Annotated in this window: 15 protein-coding genes and 1 pseudogene; 10 read left to right on the top strand and 6 right to left on the bottom strand. The window is 64.2% G+C overall.

The features are described from left to right. Window positions 1–123 precede the first annotated feature (123 nt). From rbfA to ACVMDN_RS38340, 7 genes and pseudogenes are all read left to right on the top strand, one after another. Window positions 124–534 carry a 30S ribosome-binding factor RbfA gene (rbfA, locus tag ACVMDN_RS38370; protein WP_028343913.1) on the top strand — a complete coding sequence of 137 codons (411 nt, stop codon included), beginning with the start codon at window positions 124–126 and terminating at the stop codon, window positions 532–534. Next, on the top strand, window positions 534–1,643 hold the full coding sequence (gene truB / locus ACVMDN_RS38365; protein WP_076824499.1) for a tRNA pseudouridine(55) synthase TruB: 1,110 nt from the start codon (window positions 534–536) through the stop codon (window positions 1,641–1,643). The genes rbfA and truB overlap by 1 nt, the downstream gene beginning before the upstream one ends. Before the next feature lie 2 nt (window positions 1,644–1,645). After that, window positions 1,646–1,916, top strand: a pseudogene (gene rpsO / locus ACVMDN_RS38360) (30S ribosomal protein S15). Between the two features lie 314 nt (window positions 1,917–2,230). Continuing rightward, window positions 2,231–4,393: a polyribonucleotide nucleotidyltransferase gene (gene pnp, locus ACVMDN_RS38355; protein WP_050383431.1), complete on the top strand. Its 2,163-nt coding sequence runs from the start codon at window positions 2,231–2,233 to the stop codon at window positions 4,391–4,393. Window positions 4,394–4,598: 205 nt separating this feature from the next. After that, window positions 4,599–5,333, top strand: a complete 735-nt coding sequence (locus ACVMDN_RS38350) for a superoxide dismutase (protein WP_076824497.1) — start codon at window positions 4,599–4,601, stop codon at window positions 5,331–5,333. Window positions 5,334–5,456: 123 nt separating this feature from the next. Then, window positions 5,457–5,933 carry a GNAT family N-acetyltransferase gene (locus ACVMDN_RS38345; protein WP_076824495.1) on the top strand — a complete coding sequence of 159 codons (477 nt, stop codon included), beginning with the start codon at window positions 5,457–5,459 and terminating at the stop codon, window positions 5,931–5,933. Next, entirely contained in the window at window positions 5,930–6,526 is a 597-nt protein-coding gene (locus ACVMDN_RS38340) for a glutathione S-transferase family protein (RefSeq protein WP_076824493.1), read from the top strand. The genes ACVMDN_RS38345 and ACVMDN_RS38340 overlap by 4 nt, the downstream gene beginning before the upstream one ends. A gap of 120 nt (window positions 6,527–6,646) precedes the next feature. Here ACVMDN_RS38340 and fabV read toward each other — a convergent pair whose 3' ends face one another. The 3 genes from fabV to fabA all read right to left on the bottom strand — a co-directional run bounded on the left by fabV (window position 6,647) and on the right by fabA (window position 9,686). Then, window positions 6,647–7,819 carry an enoyl-ACP reductase FabV gene (fabV, locus tag ACVMDN_RS38335; RefSeq protein WP_057015291.1) on the bottom strand — a complete coding sequence of 391 codons (1,173 nt, stop codon included), beginning with the start codon at window positions 7,817–7,819 and terminating at the stop codon, window positions 6,647–6,649. Between the two features lie 78 nt (window positions 7,820–7,897). Next, window positions 7,898–9,121 carry a beta-ketoacyl-ACP synthase I gene (gene fabB, locus ACVMDN_RS38330; RefSeq protein WP_057015290.1) on the bottom strand — a complete coding sequence of 408 codons (1,224 nt, stop codon included), beginning with the start codon at window positions 9,119–9,121 and terminating at the stop codon, window positions 7,898–7,900. A gap of 43 nt (window positions 9,122–9,164) precedes the next feature. Further along, the gene (gene fabA, locus ACVMDN_RS38325; protein ID WP_057015289.1) at window positions 9,165–9,686 is read right to left on the bottom strand and encodes a 3-hydroxyacyl-[acyl-carrier-protein] dehydratase FabA; all 522 of its coding nucleotides are present in this window, start codon (window positions 9,684–9,686) and stop codon (window positions 9,165–9,167) included. Window positions 9,687–10,013: 327 nt separating this feature from the next. Between fabA and irrA the strand changes: the two genes are divergently transcribed. Then, window positions 10,014–10,505 carry an iron response transcriptional regulator IrrA gene (gene irrA / locus ACVMDN_RS38320; protein ID WP_026192029.1) on the top strand — a complete coding sequence of 164 codons (492 nt, stop codon included), beginning with the start codon at window positions 10,014–10,016 and terminating at the stop codon, window positions 10,503–10,505. A gap of 72 nt (window positions 10,506–10,577) precedes the next feature. Here the strand turns inward: irrA and ACVMDN_RS38315 are convergent, their stop codons facing one another. Continuing rightward, window positions 10,578–11,105, bottom strand: coding sequence for an SH3 domain-containing protein (locus ACVMDN_RS38315; protein WP_076824741.1), 528 nt, complete (start codon window positions 11,103–11,105; stop codon window positions 10,578–10,580). 345 nt (window positions 11,106–11,450) lie between these two features. On the opposite strand from ACVMDN_RS38315, the gene ACVMDN_RS38310 reads away from it, so the two are divergent. Then, on the top strand, window positions 11,451–12,455 hold the full coding sequence (locus ACVMDN_RS38310) for a 2-hydroxyacid dehydrogenase (protein ID WP_028335496.1): 1,005 nt from the start codon (window positions 11,451–11,453) through the stop codon (window positions 12,453–12,455). Window positions 12,456–13,017: 562 nt separating this feature from the next. Here the strand turns inward: ACVMDN_RS38310 and ACVMDN_RS38305 are convergent. Together ACVMDN_RS38305 and ACVMDN_RS38300 are read right to left on the bottom strand one after the other, a co-directional pair. After that, window positions 13,018–14,046: an IS110 family RNA-guided transposase gene (locus ACVMDN_RS38305; RefSeq protein WP_057016162.1), complete on the bottom strand. Its 1,029-nt coding sequence runs from the start codon at window positions 14,044–14,046 to the stop codon at window positions 13,018–13,020. Window positions 14,047–14,477: 431 nt separating this feature from the next. Continuing rightward, window positions 14,478–15,389: a LysR family transcriptional regulator gene (locus tag ACVMDN_RS38300; protein ID WP_076833835.1), complete on the bottom strand. Its 912-nt coding sequence runs from the start codon at window positions 15,387–15,389 to the stop codon at window positions 14,478–14,480. Window positions 15,390–15,509: 120 nt separating this feature from the next. Between ACVMDN_RS38300 and ACVMDN_RS38295 the strand changes: the two genes are divergently transcribed. Next, the gene (locus ACVMDN_RS38295) at window positions 15,510–16,517 is read left to right on the top strand and encodes an aldo/keto reductase (protein ID WP_076833833.1); all 1,008 of its coding nucleotides are present in this window, start codon (window positions 15,510–15,512) and stop codon (window positions 16,515–16,517) included. The last annotated feature ends 1 nt before the right edge of the window (window position 16,518 follow it).

Here is a 16,518-nt window from a genome sequence, read left to right as displayed (position 1 = left end):
GAAAATGCGACGGCGTGGCCGGACTTTAGTCCGGCCACCAGCGCATCGTCCGATTGAAAGCAAAGCAAGGACATTGATGCCCGCGGCCACGGCTGGCGGGCGCGACGGTTTTGGAAAAAGGTCATGCCCCGTCAAAAGAAGAGTTCCAGCCCCGGCGGATCGCAACGTCAGCTGCGCGTCGGCGAAACGGTTCGCCATGCAGTTGCCGAGATTCTGTCACAGGGTGAGGTTCACGATCCCGATCTGGAAGGCCACATCATCACCGTTCCCGAGGTGCGTATGTCGCCGGATCTGAAGCTCGCCACGATCTACGTGATGCCGCTCGGCGGACGCGACACCGACACGGTGATATCCGCGCTCGAGCGCAACAAGAAGTTCCTTCGCGGCGAGATCGCGCACCGCGTCAACCTGAAATTTGCACCCGACATTCGCTTCCGCGTCGATGAGCGGTTCGACGAGGCGGAGCGCATCGAGAAACTACTGCGGACACCTGCGGTGCAGCGAGACCTTGCACCCGATTCGGACGACGAGTGATGACTGTGATGACGACCAACAGCGTTATCGACGCGAAGGATACCGACGCGCGCGACGCTGAGCGGGATGCTTTTGCCGGCCATCGCACCGACGATGCGCGCCGCACCAACAACGACCCGCGCCAGAAGCAGGGCAGGCAGAACCAGCAGCCGCGCCGCGACAAGCGCGACGTCCACGGCTGGGTGGTGCTCGACAAGCCGATCGGCATGACCTCGACGCAGGCGGTCGCGGTGCTCAAGCGCCTGTTCCAGGCCAAGCGCGCCGGCCATGCCGGCACGCTCGATCCGCTCGCCTCCGGCGGCTTGCCGATCGCGCTGGGCGAGGCCACCAAGACGGTGCCGTTCGTGATGGACGGCCGCAAGCGCTACCGCTTCACGGTGTGCTGGGGCGAGGAGCGCGACACCGACGACACCGAGGGGCGGCCGGTCAGGACCAGCGAGAGCCGGCCGACCGCCGATTCGATCCGGGAACTGTTGCCGCGCTTTACCGGGGTGATCGAGCAGATCCCGCCGCAATATTCGGCGATCAAGGTGCAGGGCGAGCGCGCCTATGATCTGGCGCGCGACGGCGAGACTGTGGAACTGAAGCCGCGCCCGGTCGAAATTCACGAATTAACCCTTGTGGAACATGGCGATAACGGCCAGTCCGTGTTCGAGGCCGAGTGCGGCAAGGGAACCTATGTCCGGGCGCTGGCCCGCGATATGGGCCGGATTCTGGGCTGTTTTGGCCATATCTGCGCCCTGCGGCGGACCCTTGTCGGTCCGTTTACCGAACGGGACATGATTCCGCTGGAACAGTTGGAGGCTTTATGCAATAGAGCCGCGTCTGGCGAGGGCAGCCTCGCCGACGCGCTTTTGCCCGTTGAGACCGCGCTGGACGACATCCCGGCACTGGCCGTCACACGGGCTGATGCGGCAAGGCTCCACAGGGGCCAGGCCGTTTTGTTGCGCGGACGGGATGCGCCCAATACCAGCGGCACAGTCTATGTCACGGTGGCAGGCCGGCTTCTCGCGCTTGCCGAAATTGGCAATGGCGAACTCATCCCCAAGCGCGTGTTCAACCTGAACGGACTGACTGCCGGTCCGGCTCGCAACCATGAAAGTAACTGACGATGTCGATTACCGCCGAACGCAAAGCGGAAGTCATCAAGACGAATGCCAACAAAGCCGGCGACACCGGCGTCGCCCGAGGTTCAGGTCGCGATCCTGTCGGAACGCATCAATAACCTCACCGAGCACTTCAAGAGCCATGTGAAGGACAACCATTCACGCCGCGGCCTCCTGAAGCTCGTGTCGACGCGTCGTTCCCTGCTTGACTACATCAAGCGCAAGGACGAGGCGCGCTACAAGGCGCTGCTCGAAAAGCACAACATCCGTCGTTGATTTGAGAAGCACGCGCGCGAGGGTTCGCGCGCGTTTTCGCATGGTCGTCCGTGAACTCGGGCTTTCGAATTGTCGAAAGATGATCATGCGCAGCATGGCAGTCGCGCCATGCACACTAGCGTCCAGCAGCAATCCGGCCGCTGGACCGGGCAAGATGCCCAGATGACCGAAAGGATGGACGCCATCCGAAATCCAGGGACCATGGCAGGATCGCCGGATGCTGATCGCGACAGCGCATCAGTGTCTCGCCGTCTTGGCATGGTCTTTGTGTTTCAGGGCGCCGTGCTTTCGTGAAACCATGAAAGAAAACCGAAATGTTCAATTCGCATTCCGTCGAAATCGACTGGGGTGGACGTCCCCTCAAACTTGAAACCGGCAAGATCGCCCGCCAGGCTGATGGCGCCGTGATGGCCACCTACGGCGAGACCGTGGTGCTTGCCACCGTCGTCGCGGCGAAGGCGCCGCGCGAGGGCGTCGACTTCCTGCCGCTCACGGTCGACTACCAGGAGAAGACCTACGCTGCCGGCCGCATTCCCGGCGGCTACTTCAAGCGCGAAGGCCGTCCGACCGAGAAGGAGACGCTGGTCTCCCGCCTGATCGACCGCCCGATCCGTCCGCTGTTCGTCGACGGCTGGCGCAACGAGACCCAGGTGATCGTCACCGTGCTCTCGCACGACATGGAGAACGATCCGGACATCGTGTCGCTGGTCGCCGCCTCCGCCGCCCTGACGCTGTCGGGCGCGCCGTTCAAGGGCCCGATCGGCGCCGCGCGCGTCGGCTTCGCCAATGACGAATACGTGCTCAACCCGACGCTGGACGAGATGACCGAGACCCAGCTCGATCTCGTCGTCGCCGGCACCGCCGACGCCGTGCTGATGGTCGAATCAGAAGCCAAGGAGCTCAACGAGGACGTGATGCTCGGCGCGGTCATGTTCGGCCACCGCCACTTCCAGCCGGTCATCAACGCGATCATCGAACTCGCCGAGAAGGCCGCCAAGGAGCCGCGCGAAGTCACCACGATCGACAATTCGGAGATCGAGAAGGAGATGCTCGGCATCGCCGAACAGGAGCTCCGCAAGGCCTATGCGATCCCGGTCAAGCAGGAACGCTATGCCGCGGTCGGCGCCGTCAAGGAGAAGGTGCTGGCGCACTTCTTCCCGGAAGGCCAGGAGCCGAAATACGACAAGCTTCGCGTCGCCGGCGTGTTCAAGGAACTGGAAGCCAAGATCGTTCGCTGGAACATCCTTGACACCGGCAAGCGCATCGACGGCCGTGACGCCAAGACCGTGCGCAACATCATCGCCGAAGCCGGCGTGCTGCCGCGCGCCCACGGCTCGGCGCTGTTCACCCGCGGTGAGACCCAGGCGATGGTCGTGACCACGCTCGGCACCGGCGAGGACGAGCAGTACATCGATGCACTGTCGGGGACGTACAAGGAAACGTTCCTGCTGCACTACAACTTCCCGCCCTACTCGGTCGGTGAAACCGGTCGCCTCGGCGGCACCAAGCGCCGCGAAATCGGCCACGGCAAGCTCGCCTGGCGCGCGATCCACCCGGTGCTGCCGCCGCACCACGAGTTCCCGTACACGATCCGCGTGGTCTCCGAGATCACCGAGTCGAACGGCTCGTCCTCGATGGCCTCGGTGTGCGGCGCCTCGCTGTCGCTGATGGACGCCGGAGTGCCGCTGAAGCGGCCGACCGCCGGTATCGCCATGGGCCTGATCCTCGAAGGTCAGCGCTTCGCGGTGCTGTCGGACATCCTCGGTGACGAGGATCATCTCGGCGACATGGACTTCAAGGTCGCCGGTACCGACCACGGCATCACCTCGCTCCAGATGGACATCAAGATCGAGGGCATCACCGAAGAGATCATGAAGGTTGCGCTTGGCCAGGCCAAGGAAGGGCGCATCCACATCCTCGGCGAGATGGCCAAGGCTCTGACCGCGGCGCGCGCCGAGCTCGGCGAATACGCACCGCGCATCGAGACCTTCAAGATCGCCACCGACAAGATCCGCGAAGTGATCGGCACCGGCGGCAAGGTGATCCGCGAGATCGTCGAGAAGACCGGCGCCAAGGTCAACATCGAGGACGACGGCACCGTGAAGGTCGCCTCCAACGATGGCGAGGCGATGAAGGCTGCGATCAAGTGGATCAAGTCGATCGCCTCCGATCCGGAGGTCGGCCAGATTTACGAGGGCACCGTCGTCAAGGTGATGGAGTTCGGCGCGTTCGTGAACTTCTTCGGCGCCAAGGACGGCCTCGTCCACATCAGCCAGCTCGCGTCCAACCGCGTGCAGAAGACCTCCGACGTCGTCAAGGAAGGCGACAAGGTCAAGGTCAAGCTGCTCGGCTTCGACGATCGCGGCAAGACCCGCCTGTCGATGAAGGCTGTCGACCAGGAGACCGGCGAGGATCTCGAGGCCAAGCAGAAGACCGAAGCGCCGGCTGCGGCGCCGCGCGAAGCTGCCGGCGAGTAAGCCAGGGCAAATCGATTGTTACCAAATCGACTGTTACGAAAAGGGCGGCCCTGTGGCCGCCCTTTTTGGTTTGCCGAGATGGGCGCAAATCAATCTCCGCTGATCGGCATGCGCGGTTTTGACCCGGCATTGTGACCGGATTCGCTGGAACCCGTTCACAACTCGGGCCTAACATCAGGAAGCTTTCCCAGCACGGAGAACCACGATGTCCTCGATGTCCCGACGCCATTTGATCATCGCAGCAGGCGGCATCGCCGCAGCCGCAGCCGCATCGCGCACGGCATTCGCGCAGGCCACGGCGCAGGTCCCAGCCGGACCGTTCAAGATCGATCCGCTGACCTATCCCACCAATGCGCTGGAGCCGCATATCGACGCCAAGACGATGGAAATCCATCACGACCGGCATCATCAGGCCTATGTCACCAACCTCAACAATTTCGCCAAGGACAATCCGCAGATCGCCGAGAAGCCGGTCGTCGAGGTGCTCGCCAATCTCGGCAGCGTGCCGGAGGCGATCCGCACCGGCGTGCGCAACAACATGGGCGGCCACGCCAACCACACCATGTTCTGGCAGATCATGGGACCGAACGGCGGCAAGGCGGACGGCGAGGTGCTCGCCGCGATCGATCGCGACCTCGGCGGCATGGAAAAATTCCAGACCGATTTCAACGCCGCCGGCGGGCGCGTGTTCGGCTCCGGCTGGGTGTTCGTCACCGTGACCAAGGACGGCAAGCTCGCGATCGAGACCCGGCCGAACCAGGACAATCCGATCATGGACGGCAAGCGCGCGCTGCTCGGCAATGACGTCTGGGAGCACGCCTATTACCTGACCTATCAGAACCGTCGGCCCGATTATCTCAAGGCGTGGTGGAATACGGTGAACTGGAAGGCCGTGGCTGAGCGCTATGCGGCAGCAAAGGCCGGCACGCTCGGCGTGTGAGCCGCCGGGCTCGCCGGTCGCACACAACTACGCTAGAGTTGAAAGCTCCGCGAGGCGCTCGCGGGCTTTCACCTTTATGCACCCACAGCGTCGCGCCGCCGGCGTCGAAGGCGATAGGGAACAATGACGCTGCCGATCATCCGCCCCGCTCGTCCCGACGAACATGACGCGATCGCGCGCGCCTGGATGGCGAGTTGGGTTTCGACCGGGCTCTCACAAGCCAGCGACAACCTGTTGAACGATCTGCGTGTCCGCCTGCCGCGCGAGATCGCTGGTGGCTGGAGCCTGTTCGTCGTCGACGATCGCGGCGCCATCGCCGCCATGCTTGCGCTGCACCTGCCGACCTCGCTGCTCGATCAGCTGATGGTGGTCCCCACCTATCAGGGCCGGAGCCTGGGACGCGAGCTGCTTGCCTTCACGCGCCGGCAGATGCCCGACGAGATCTGGCTGAAATGCGTCCGGGAGAACGAGAAGGCCTGGCGCTGGTACGAGCGCGAAGGCTTCATCTTCGAGAAGGAAGCGCCCCATCCGGTCACCGGCTTCATGATGAAGCACTATCGGTGGATGAGAACAAACCGCACATCGGAGGCTAAGCCATGATCAAGGTGTACTGGTCGCCGCGCTCGCGCTCGTTCTCAGCCATCTGGCTGCTGGAGGAATCCGGCCTGCCATACGAACGGGTGCTGACCGACATCAGCACCGGGGCGCAGAAATCGCCCGATTTTCTCAAGATCAACCCGATGGGCAAGGTGCCCGCGCTGACCGACGGCGACGCGCAGCTCGCCGAGGCCGCCGCGATCTGCGCCTATATCGCCGACCGCTATCCCGAGACCAAACTCGCGCCGGCAGCGACGGACCCGAAGCGGGCGCGCTATCTGCAGTGGCTGTTTTTCTCGCCGAGTTGCATCGAGCCGGCGCTGATCCAGCTCTTCACCAAGCTCGAGGTGCCGACCAGCACCGCGGCATGGGGCAACGCCGCGCAGGTGTTCGACGTGCTCGACGCCGAGCTGCAGAAGGGGCCATGGATCCTCGGCGATCAATTCTCCGCGGCCGACATCGCGATCGGCGCGGGACTGAACTTTGCGGTGCGCGTGTTCAAGATGGTGCCGTCGCGGCCGTCATTCGAGGCCTATATCGGCCGCTGCGTGGCCCGGCCCGCGTTCCAGCGCGCAGAGAAGATCGCGGCGGGGTGAGACATGTAGCCCGGATGAAGCGCAGCGAAATCCGGGGCTCTCTGCCACAGAGGGACTGTCCCGGATGCGCTGCGCTCCATCCGGGCTACGAAGCTGTGATTGCGATGTTTCCCGAACGGCCTAACCCGGCACGACGCGGGGATCGACATCCTGCGTATAGTCGACGCCGTCGATGCCGAAGCCGAACAGGCGCAGGAACTGGCTCTTGTACTCGCCGAGATCGGCCAACTCGCCGAGCGTCTCGGTGGTGAGCAGTGGCCAGCGCCGCGACACTTCCGTCTGCACTTCGGGCGAAAGCTCCCAATCGTCGACCCGGACGCGCTGCGCGTCATCGAGCTCGACGCCCTTACCGAGCTTCGTCCGGAACAGGCGATCAATCTGCTCGATGCAGCCTTCGTGAAGCCCGAGCTGCTTCATCACCTTGAACAGCACGGTGCCATAGAGCGGCACCACCGGAATCGCCGAGCTCGCCTGGGTGACCACGGCCTTCAGCGCGACGACGCGGGCGGCGTCCGCACCGAGCCGGCCGCGGATCGCTTCCGCCTTGCTGTCGAGATCGACCTTGGCGCGGCCGAGCGTGCCGTTCCAGTAGATCGGCCAGGTCAGTTCGCTGCCGATATAGGTGTAGTTGAGCGTCTGGAAGCCCGGCGCCAAAACGCCGGCATCCGCGAGCTGGTCGATCCAGCGCTTCCAGTCGTCGCCGCCCATCACCGCGACGGTGGCCGCGGTTTGCTCCTCGCTGGCCGGTTCGAGCGTGGTCTGGAACACCTCGCCGGTCTCGGTGTCGAGCGTCTTGATCTCGACCGGGGCGCCCAGCGGCTTGATCACCGAACGATAGGTCTTGCCGGTGTCGGGATCAGTGCGGACCGGAGCGGCCATGCTGTAGACCAGGAGGTCGAGCTGCCCGAATTTCTCGCGCACGCGCTCGATGAAGGTCGCCTTCAGCTCGTCGGAGAAGGCGTCGCCCTCCAGCGTGAGCGGCGAGCGTCCGACCTTCTGGGCCTCGATCTCGAAGGCGCGGTTGTTGTACCAGCCGGCGCTGGCGCTTCTCTTTTCCGACGGCTCACGCTCCAGCGACACGCCGATCGTATCGGCGCCGCCGGCGAAGGTCGCGACGATGCGGCTCGCGAGGCCATACCCCGTCGAGCAGCCCAGCACGGCAACGCGCTTCGGGCAGTCGGCGACCGGACCCTGCTTCAGAACATAGGCGATCTGTTCGCGGACATTCGTGGCGCAGCCGACGGGATGTGCCGTCGTGCAGATGAAGCCTCGCACGCGCGGTTCAATAATCATTCCCACCCCATTCCGGATCGTTGCAATGTTCCCATTCGCTGCCCGCGGATGTCCCTCAGCAAGCGAGGAGAGGCGAAATCACGCGTCAAGCCGCCTGAACACCAGCGTCGCGTTGGTACCGCCGAAGCCGAACGAGTTCGACAGCACGGTGTTGAGCTTGGCGTTGTCGATGCGCCTGCGCACGATCGGCATGTCGGCAAACACCGGATCGAGTTCGGTGATATGCGCGCTCTCGCAGATGAAGCCGTTGTTCAGCATCAGCAGCGAATAGATCGCTTCCTGCACGCCGGTGGCGCCGAGCGAGTGGCCGGTCAGCGCCTTGGTCGCCGAGATCGGCGGGCACTTGTCGCCGGTGCCGAACACCTTGCGGATCGCCTCGATCTCCGGCGGATCGCCGGCGGGCGTCGAAGTGGCGTGCGGATTGATGTAGTCGACCGGCGTGTTCACCGTCGACATCGCCATGCGCATGCAGCGCTCGGCGCCCTCGCCTGACGGCGCCACCATGTCGTAGCCGTCGGAGGTTGCGCCGTAGCCGACGACCTCGCCATAGATCCTGGCACCGCGCGCCTTGGCATGCTCGAGCTCTTCCAGCACCACGACACCCGCGCCGCCCGCGATGACGAAGCCGTCGCGGTTGAGATCGTAGGGACGCGAGGCGGTGGCGGGCGTGTCGTTGTATTTCGAGGACATCGCGCCCATGGCGTCGAACAGCACCGACAGCGTCCAGTCGAGTTCCTCGCAGCCGCCGGCGAAGATGACATCCTGCTTGCCGATCTGGATCGTCTCATAGGCGTTGCCGATGCAGTGGTTCGACGTCGCGCAGGCCGACGAGATCGAATAGTTCACGCCCTTGATCTTGAACCAGGTGGCGAGCGTCGCCGACGCGGTCGAGGACATGCCCTTCGGCACTGCGAACGGACCGACCCGCTTCGGGCCCTTGGCGCGCGCGATGTCGGCGGCCTCCACCAGCGTGCGCGTCGACGGACCGCCGGATCCCATGATGATGCCGGTGCGGATGTTGGAGACTTCGTTTTCCTCGAGGCCCGAGTCGCGGATCGCCTGTTCCATCGCAACGTGATTCCACGCCGCACCTTCGGCAAGGAACCGCATCGCGCGGCGATCGATCACCTCGGCAGGATTGAGTGTCGGCGCACCGTGCACCTGCGAGCGGAAGCCGAGTTCGGCGGCCTTCTCCGCGCGCGAAATGCCCGACTTCGCCTCGTAGAGGCTCGCAAGCACTTCCTGGGTGTTGTTACCGATGGACGAGACAATACCCATCCCCGTGATGACAACCCGCCTCATGTTCGCCTCGCCCTGCCTTTATGTTGCCGCATGATGATCCTGCTCAAGATGGAGCCGTGCCCTGCTTGAACAACCCGACCTTCAAGTCCTTGGCGCGATAGATAATCTCGTCGTCCATGGAAAGCCACCCGTCGGCAATTCCAAGCACGAGCTTTGACCGCATCACGCGCTTGATATCGATGTTGTACACAACCTTGCGCGCTTGCGGCAGCACCTGTCCGGAGAACTTCAGCTCGCCGAGGCCGAGCGCGCGGCCACGACCTTCGCCACCGATCCAGCCGAGGTAAAAGCCGACCATTTGCCACATGGCATCGAGGCCGAGGCAGCCCGGCATCACCGGATCATTCTTGAAATGGCAGCCGAAGAACCAGAGATCCGGTTTCACCTCGAGCTCGGCGCGCACCAGCCCCTTGCCGAACTCGCCGCCATTCTCCGAAATCTCGCTGATCCGATCGAACATGAGCATCGGCGGCAGCGGCAACTGGGCGTTGCCGGGACCGAAAAGCTCGCCCCGCCCGCAAGCCAGCAAATCCTCGTATTCGTAACCGCCGCGCCGATCCAGCATCCTCTTTCCACCTCTGATGTCCCGATGAGCGCTTTGCTTGGTCGGACCTTGATCTACCCACGGGAACCGGAATAACCCGTCCCGCATCTTGGCGCTACCTGGGTACGCTACGGCCTGTTATCTCTGCCGAAAGCGCATATGTGGTCCGCGCGCTCTCTAACATAGCGCCAACTGGGCGGCAAAGCGGCATTCCGAGGATAAATGACCGCTTCTCCTTAGGTTTCTACCGCAGCTTGGATTCGTTCTAGTTGCGAAAAACTTGCATCTGATAGGCATCCTTTTTATATTTATGAGGAATATTGCCTGAGTTGGGTGCATAGAGTGGATATGAACGAGGAAGTACCGGCTGTGAACGATGATGCCGTGCACCCGGCTGCCCGGGGCGCTGGGCACCACCCTGCCCTGACCGGCTGTCCGTGGCATGACGTCAACGAAATGTTGCAGTCTGCCGGTCTGCGGCCGACCCGTCAGCGCATGGCGCTGGGCTGGCTGTTGTTCGGCAAGGGTGCCCGCCACCTGACCGCTGAAATGCTGTACGAGGAAGCCACGCTGGCCAAGGTTCCGGTGTCGCTGGCGACCGTCTACAACACCCTGAACCAGCTGACCGACGCCGGCCTGCTGCGCCAGGTCAGCGTCGACGGCACGAAAACCTATTTCGATACCAACGTGTCGACGCACCACCACTTTTATCTCGAGCATAACCACGAGTTGGTCGACATTCCCGACCCGAACCTCGTGCTGTCGAAGATGCCCGACGTGCCCGAAGGCTACGAGATCTCCCGCGTCGACATGGTCGTACGGCTGCGCAAGAAGCGCTGAACCGTCTTACCGTCGATTTGAGTTGTGATGGCCGGGCTCGTCCCGGCCATTTTCATTTGCGGTCGGGGAAGCTCAATCAACCTTCTCGTCGGCGTAGACGCCCCACAGGCGCTGCTGCTCGATCCAGCCGTCGAACCCGCTGCCGGTGACCCGGCACCAGTTATTGGCGCATTTCTTCACCTGCGCGACGACGCCGGCCTGTAGGCGCGCCGCGATCGCGCTGGTGGCGTCGGGACGATCGTAGAGCGAGGCCAGATCGTCCTTGTTCTTCATGGTGACGACGGCGGTGCGGCGCCCGGACAGCAGGGAATGATAGACCCAGCCTTCGGCGCCCTCGGAATCGCGCACCCGGCGCCAGTTCTCGAACTCGGCGGTGATTTCGACCGGCAGCCCCGACCGCGTATAGACCCAGGCGACGTCATTGTCCTTGGTCGGGCCGGCCCGGACGTTCACGTGATCCGACTTCAGGCTGACATAGCGCGGGATCGGCAGGCCGCTGGTGGTGGGGCTCAAATCCTTGGCGGAATGTCCGGGCATGACCGACGCGCTCAGCATGCTTCCGACCAGCGCCACCAATGAACTGAAACGCCAGAACGCCACCATCAACTCGTCTCCTGCCGAAATGCCCAACCCGCACTCGGCGAATTGCAACCCAAACCACGCCCGAAGGCCCCTGCGCCTGCGCCGTTCGCTCCCGCACTGCAAGTCCGAGGGGTTCTTGTCTTGGCCCGGCCTTCTGCTAGAGAGGACGGAACGCCTGAGAGCCAGAACACCCGAATTTGCCCGTCGTTTCGCCTTGGCGAAGAGCCGGGGCAAGCATCGGGGAACCCTAGGAAACGCGAAGGAAACGCCGGGACAGCGCGGCTATCAGCAGTGTCGAACAACCGGGTTAATGAGGCCTCAACGGTTTGCTTTTTGGCAAGCCGCGCGTCATGAAAGCAGGACATGTCGGTGAAGAAAAAGCCTCTCGTCGTCGTCACCCGCAAGCTGCCGGACTCGATCGAGACCCGGATGCGCGAGCTGTTCGACGCCAGATTGAATCTCGACGACACGCCGATGACGCCGGAGCAGATCGCCGAGGCGGCGCGAACCGCCGACGTGCTGGTGCCGACCGTGACCGACATGATCCGCGAGGACGTGATCAATCAGCCCGACTGCAAGCTGAAGATGATCGCCAATTTCGGCAACGGCGTCGACAATATCGATGTCGCCGCGGCGCATGCCCGCGGCATCACGGTGACCAACACCCCGAAGGTGCTGACCGAGGACACCGCCGACATGACCATGGCGCTGATCCTGGCGGTGCCGCGGCGCCTGATCGAGGGCGCCTCGATCCTGACCGAAGGCAGGCAGCACTGGGCGGGCTGGTCGCCGACCTGGATGCTCGGCCACCGCATCGGCGGCAAGCGCCTCGGCATCGTCGGCATGGGCCGCATCGGCCAGGCCGTGGCGCGCCGTGCCCGCGCCTTCGGCCTGCAGATCCACTATCACAACCGCCGCCCGGTGGCGCCCATGATCGCCGAAGAGCTCGGGGCGACCTATTGGGAAAGCCTCGACCAGATGCTGGCGCGGATGGACATCATCTCGGTAAATTGCCCGCACACGCCGGCCACCTATCACCTGCTCTCGGCGCGGCGGCTCAAGCTGATCCGGAAAGAGGCCTATGTCGTCAACACCGCGCGCGGCGAGGTGATCGACGAGGACACGCTGATCAAGCTGATCGAAGCCGGCGATATCGGCGGCGCAGCCCTCGACGTCTATGAGCACGAGCCCGCGGTGAACCCGAAGCTGGTGCGGCTCGCCAAGGCCGGCAAGGTGACGCTGCTGCCGCATATGGGTTCGGCCACCATCGAAGGCCGCGTCGAGATGGGCGAGAAGGTGATCATCAACATCCGAACCTTCCTCGACGCCCACAAGCCGCCGGATCGCGTGCTGCCGAGCATGCTGTAAGCGCTCGTAGCCCGGATGGAGCCAACGGGTCGCGCGAACGCGCGCCCGATGACAGGCTCCGCGCAATCCGGGACCGCTTCTTTCCATAACCTCCCCTTGAAAAGGGGAGGTCGCTTTGCTCGCCAGAGCAAAGCGGGTGGGGATCATCTCTCTCCACGAGCGACGGTGCGTGTGGCTGGACCCCCCATCCCGACCTTCCCCCTTTCAGGGGGAAGAAGAGAGATCTGTAGCCCGGATGGAGCGCAGCGAAATCCGGGGCCTGTATCCGCGGACAGGCCGCCCCAGATTACGCTTCACTCCATCCGGGCTTCTGTAACGGGCCTTGGTTAGTCAATCCCTTTTCGCGTCATCCACTCGCCGGGCACTTGCTTCTGTACGGGATCGGCGCGAAGGCCGTCGCCTGATGGGGTGCATTGAGGAGCCGGCCGGCCAATCTACGGATTGCGTGGTCGTGAGCCACTTCCCGGATGGCGGCCTGACCGGATCCATCGTCCCAGCGGAGGGACTTCGCTCGGGGAGAGCCTGGTGTCGTGGCCCGCCCGGAACCGATTGCTGCTCCTGGCTAGATGGCCTTGGTCATCGGGTTGAACGGTTTGGTGTCGGCGAGCATGCGATGCAGGATCACGGCGAGCTTGCGAGCCAGCGCTACCTTGGCCTTGCGCATGCCTGCGCGCCGGGCAATCCGCATCGCCCAGCTCTTCAATGCCGAGCAATTCTTGACCGGCTTGGTCAGCATGACGTGAGCTGCCTGGTAGAGTGCCTCGCGCACGGAGGCATCCCCGATCTTGCTGATGCGGCCGGTGTAGTCGGTCTCACCGGACTGGTACTTCTTCGGGGTGAGCCCAAAGTGGGCTCCCGTGGCCTTCGAGGAGCGGAAGCGCTTCGGGTCGTCGATCGCCGCGGCATAGGTGAGCGCCACGATCGGACCAACGGACGGCGTTGTCATCAGGAGCTTGGCGGATGGATGCGTCCTGGCGAGCTTCTGGGTGTGCTTGTCCAGGCTCTTGAACTCCCGCAGCAGCACCGCATGGGCTTGGAGCAGCGCCGCCGCGACCAACTCCAGTCCGGGATGGCCGGTCACGAGCTCGCGGATGCGTCCGGCGAACGTGCGCTCGGTGGTCGCACCGACCTTCAGGCCAAAACCGCGAAGTATGCCGCGCAGGCTGTTCTCGACATCGCGAAGCTTGGATTGCAGCAGCTTGCGCGCCGTCAGGATGGCGCGGGTCTCCTGCGCCGCGACCGACTTGCAGTGCACCGGCCGGAACCAGCCGAGCCGCATCAACTGCGCGATCCGGCGGGCATCGTTGCGGTCCGTCTTCACCGGCATCGACTTGAAGGCTTCGCGAACGTGCCGCGTTTCCAGCAGCTCGACCGCAAGCCCTGCGTCTCGCAGACCCGCATACAGCCATTGCGACAAGGGGCCTGCCTCCAGCCCGATCCGTTCCAGTACCAGACCCAGCGACCGGAACCAGGCGATCAGCGCCGCCGGCTCGCTCGCAACCTTCGTCTCGCGCAAAATCTTGCCTGTCCCATCGACAAGGCAAACGCTCGAGCATTCCAAAGACACGTCAATTCCTGCATAGTGGTACATGGTCGTCCCTTAATGATGCTTGGAGCGGGCTTGCCCGACTCCGTTGAACACCATCAGTTTGAGGGACGACCGCCTTCCAACCAACAGGCCGCTCGCGAGCGCGCTTCCAAATTGCGCCGTAGCGAGCGGGCGGCCGGCCCGTTACCCCATCTACGGGACGTGGGTAGTCACACGCGACAGCCCTGCCGTCGCAGGGGCGCGCTGCCAAAATATCGAAAACAACCCCATGCAAAGGAGCCGGTGCGGCCGGCGAGGCGCATGCTGTAATCACGCATTCGGTGTCGTCCCTGCGAAAGCATGCGAAAGCAGGGACCCATAACCGCAGGGCCTCGTTGTTGCGAGGGCTGTGGCCCCAGCGCTGCAAGGCAATCCGCATTTGTGGGTACGGGTCCCGGCTCAAGGCCGGGACGACGATGTGGCGAGGTCCTGCTCTACTTCTTCCGTCGCGCCTGCTTGCGCCAGTCGGCGACGAACGACACGAACGCAGCGAGCGCCGGCGGCGGCTGGCGACGGCTCGGATAATAGAGGAACGGTCCGTCGAATGGCGGGCACCAGTCGTCGAGCACGCTGACCAGCGCACCGGATTTGACGCCGTAGCGGACATAGCCCTCGAACGTCGCCCAGTAGCCGACGCCGTCATGGACCGCGCGCAGCGCGAGGCCGAGATGGGTCGCGGTCAGCCTGGCCGGCGGCGAAATCTTCACCACGCGGCCGTTCTTCTCGAACTCCCAATCGAACATCACGCCGTTGCTGAAGCGGCTGCGGATGCAGGGGTGCGCCAGCAGATCTTTCGGATGCATCGGCCGGCCGTGCTTTGCGACATACGCGCTGGACGCCACGATCGCGTAACGTTGCGGCGCGCCAAGCGGAACCGCGACCATGTCCTGTGCCAGGTGCTCGCCGTAACGCACGCCGGCGTCAAAGCCCTGCGCGACGATGTCCACGAACGCACTCTCCGCAACGACGTCGAGCTCGACCCGCGGATATCTGGCGAGGAACGGCGCGATCATCGGCGCCAGCACCAGATCGACCGCGGGCGGCGGCGCGTTGATGCGCAACCGCCCCGACGGCTCGGCGCGCAGGCCGCGCACCTCGGTGATCGCATCGGCGACGTTGACCATGGCCGGCGCGACACGGGCAAGCAGCCGTTCGCCGGCCTCGGTCAGCGCGACGCTGCGGGTGGTGCGGTTCATCAGGCGGACGCCGAGCCGCTCTTCCATGTCGCGCAGGCGCTGGCTGAGGCTGGAAACCGAGACGCGCTGCTCGAGCGCCGCACGCCGGAAATTGCGCGTGCGCGCCACCGCCACAAAGGCGTCGAGATCGCGAAGGTCGAAATCCTGCATTGTTCGATATAGTGAACAAGCCATTCGCGATTGTCCAGCTTATCGTCCGAAACCGTCCGGCCCATATCACCTCGGCATTTAGCGACGGATTTCCGCCGCCAACGTTCGAGGAACATCCACATGGACACACGCAAACTCGGCTCAACCGGGCCCACCGTCGCGGCCCTCGGCCTCGGCTGCATGGGCATGTCCGAGGTCTATGGCCCAGCCGATCGCGGCGAGAGCATCGCCACGATCCATGCGGCGCTCGATGCCGGCATCACGCTGCTGGATACCGGCGACTTCTATGCCATGGGCCACAACGAGATGCTGGTGCAGGAAGCCCTGAAGGACGTCGCGCGCGACCGGCTGACGATCAGCGTCAAGTTCGGCGCGCTGCGCGGCCCCGCGGGTGAATTCGCCGGAATGGACACCCGGCCGGCCGCGACGAAGAATTTTCTCGCCTATTCGCTGCAACGTCTCGGCACCGACTACATCGACATCTACCGCCCGGCACGTCTCGATCCCAACGTTCCGATCGAGGAGACGATCGGCGGCCTCGCCGATCTGGTGAAGTCCGGCTACATCAGACATATCGGCCTGTCCGAGGTCGGCTCCGACACCATCCGCCGTGCTCACGCCGTGCATCCGATCGTCGATCTCCAGATCGAATACTCGCTGATCGAGCGTGGCATCGAGCGCGATATCCTGACGACCTGCCGCGAGCTTGGCATCGGCATCACCGCCTACGGCGTGCTGTCGCGCGGACTGATCAGCGGCCACTGGTCGAAGGAGTCCGGCAAGATCGGCAGGGACTACCGGCTGATGACGCCGCGCTTCCAGGGCGCGAACCTCGATGCCAATCTCGCGCTGGTCGAGCAGTTGCGCGCCGTTGCCGCCGAGATCGGGGCGACGCCGGCGCAGGTCGCGATTGCCTGGGTCGCGGCGCAGGGCAAGGAGATCGTGCCGCTGGTCGGCGCCCGCACCCGCAACCGTCTCACCGAAGCGCTCGGCGCGACCAGGCTGACGCTGACGCAAGCTCATCTCGCAGCGCTGGCGAAAGCCTTCCCGCCGGATATCGCTGCCGGCACGCGCTATGCGGCCGAGCAGATGGCGCATCTCGACAGCGAGAAGCCGGCCAGCAGATAAC

It is taken from the genome of Bradyrhizobium sp. USDA 4510, assembly GCF_054059095.1.
The sequence above is the reverse complement of the archived record's forward strand: the minus strand, read 5'-3'. Positions and strand labels throughout refer to the sequence as shown.

Coding starts and splice junctions, on each gene's coding strand:
- rbfA (WP_028343913.1), top strand. CDS start 124: ATGCCCCGTCAAAAGAAGAGTTCCAGCCCCGGCGGATCGCAACGTCAG.
- truB (WP_076824499.1), top strand. CDS start 534: ATGACTGTGATGACGACCAACAGCGTTATCGACGCGAAGGATACCGAC.
- pnp (WP_050383431.1), top strand. CDS start 2,231: ATGTTCAATTCGCATTCCGTCGAAATCGACTGGGGTGGACGTCCCCTC.
- ACVMDN_RS38350 (WP_076824497.1), top strand. CDS start 4,599: ATGTCCTCGATGTCCCGACGCCATTTGATCATCGCAGCAGGCGGCATC.
- ACVMDN_RS38345 (WP_076824495.1), top strand. CDS start 5,457: ATGACGCTGCCGATCATCCGCCCCGCTCGTCCCGACGAACATGACGCG.
- ACVMDN_RS38340 (WP_076824493.1), top strand. CDS start 5,930: ATGATCAAGGTGTACTGGTCGCCGCGCTCGCGCTCGTTCTCAGCCATC.
- fabV (WP_057015291.1), bottom strand. CDS start 7,819: ATGATTATTGAACCGCGCGTGCGAGGCTTCATCTGCACGACGGCACAT.
- fabB (WP_057015290.1), bottom strand. CDS start 9,121: ATGAGGCGGGTTGTCATCACGGGGATGGGTATTGTCTCGTCCATCGGT.
- fabA (WP_057015289.1), bottom strand. CDS start 9,686: ATGCTGGATCGGCGCGGCGGTTACGAATACGAGGATTTGCTGGCTTGC.
- irrA (WP_026192029.1), top strand. CDS start 10,014: ATGAACGAGGAAGTACCGGCTGTGAACGATGATGCCGTGCACCCGGCT.
- ACVMDN_RS38310 (WP_028335496.1), top strand. CDS start 11,451: ATGTCGGTGAAGAAAAAGCCTCTCGTCGTCGTCACCCGCAAGCTGCCG.
- ACVMDN_RS38305 (WP_057016162.1), bottom strand. CDS start 14,046: ATGTACCACTATGCAGGAATTGACGTGTCTTTGGAATGCTCGAGCGTT.
- ACVMDN_RS38300 (WP_076833835.1), bottom strand. CDS start 15,389: ATGCAGGATTTCGACCTTCGCGATCTCGACGCCTTTGTGGCGGTGGCG.
- ACVMDN_RS38295 (WP_076833833.1), top strand. CDS start 15,510: ATGGACACACGCAAACTCGGCTCAACCGGGCCCACCGTCGCGGCCCTC.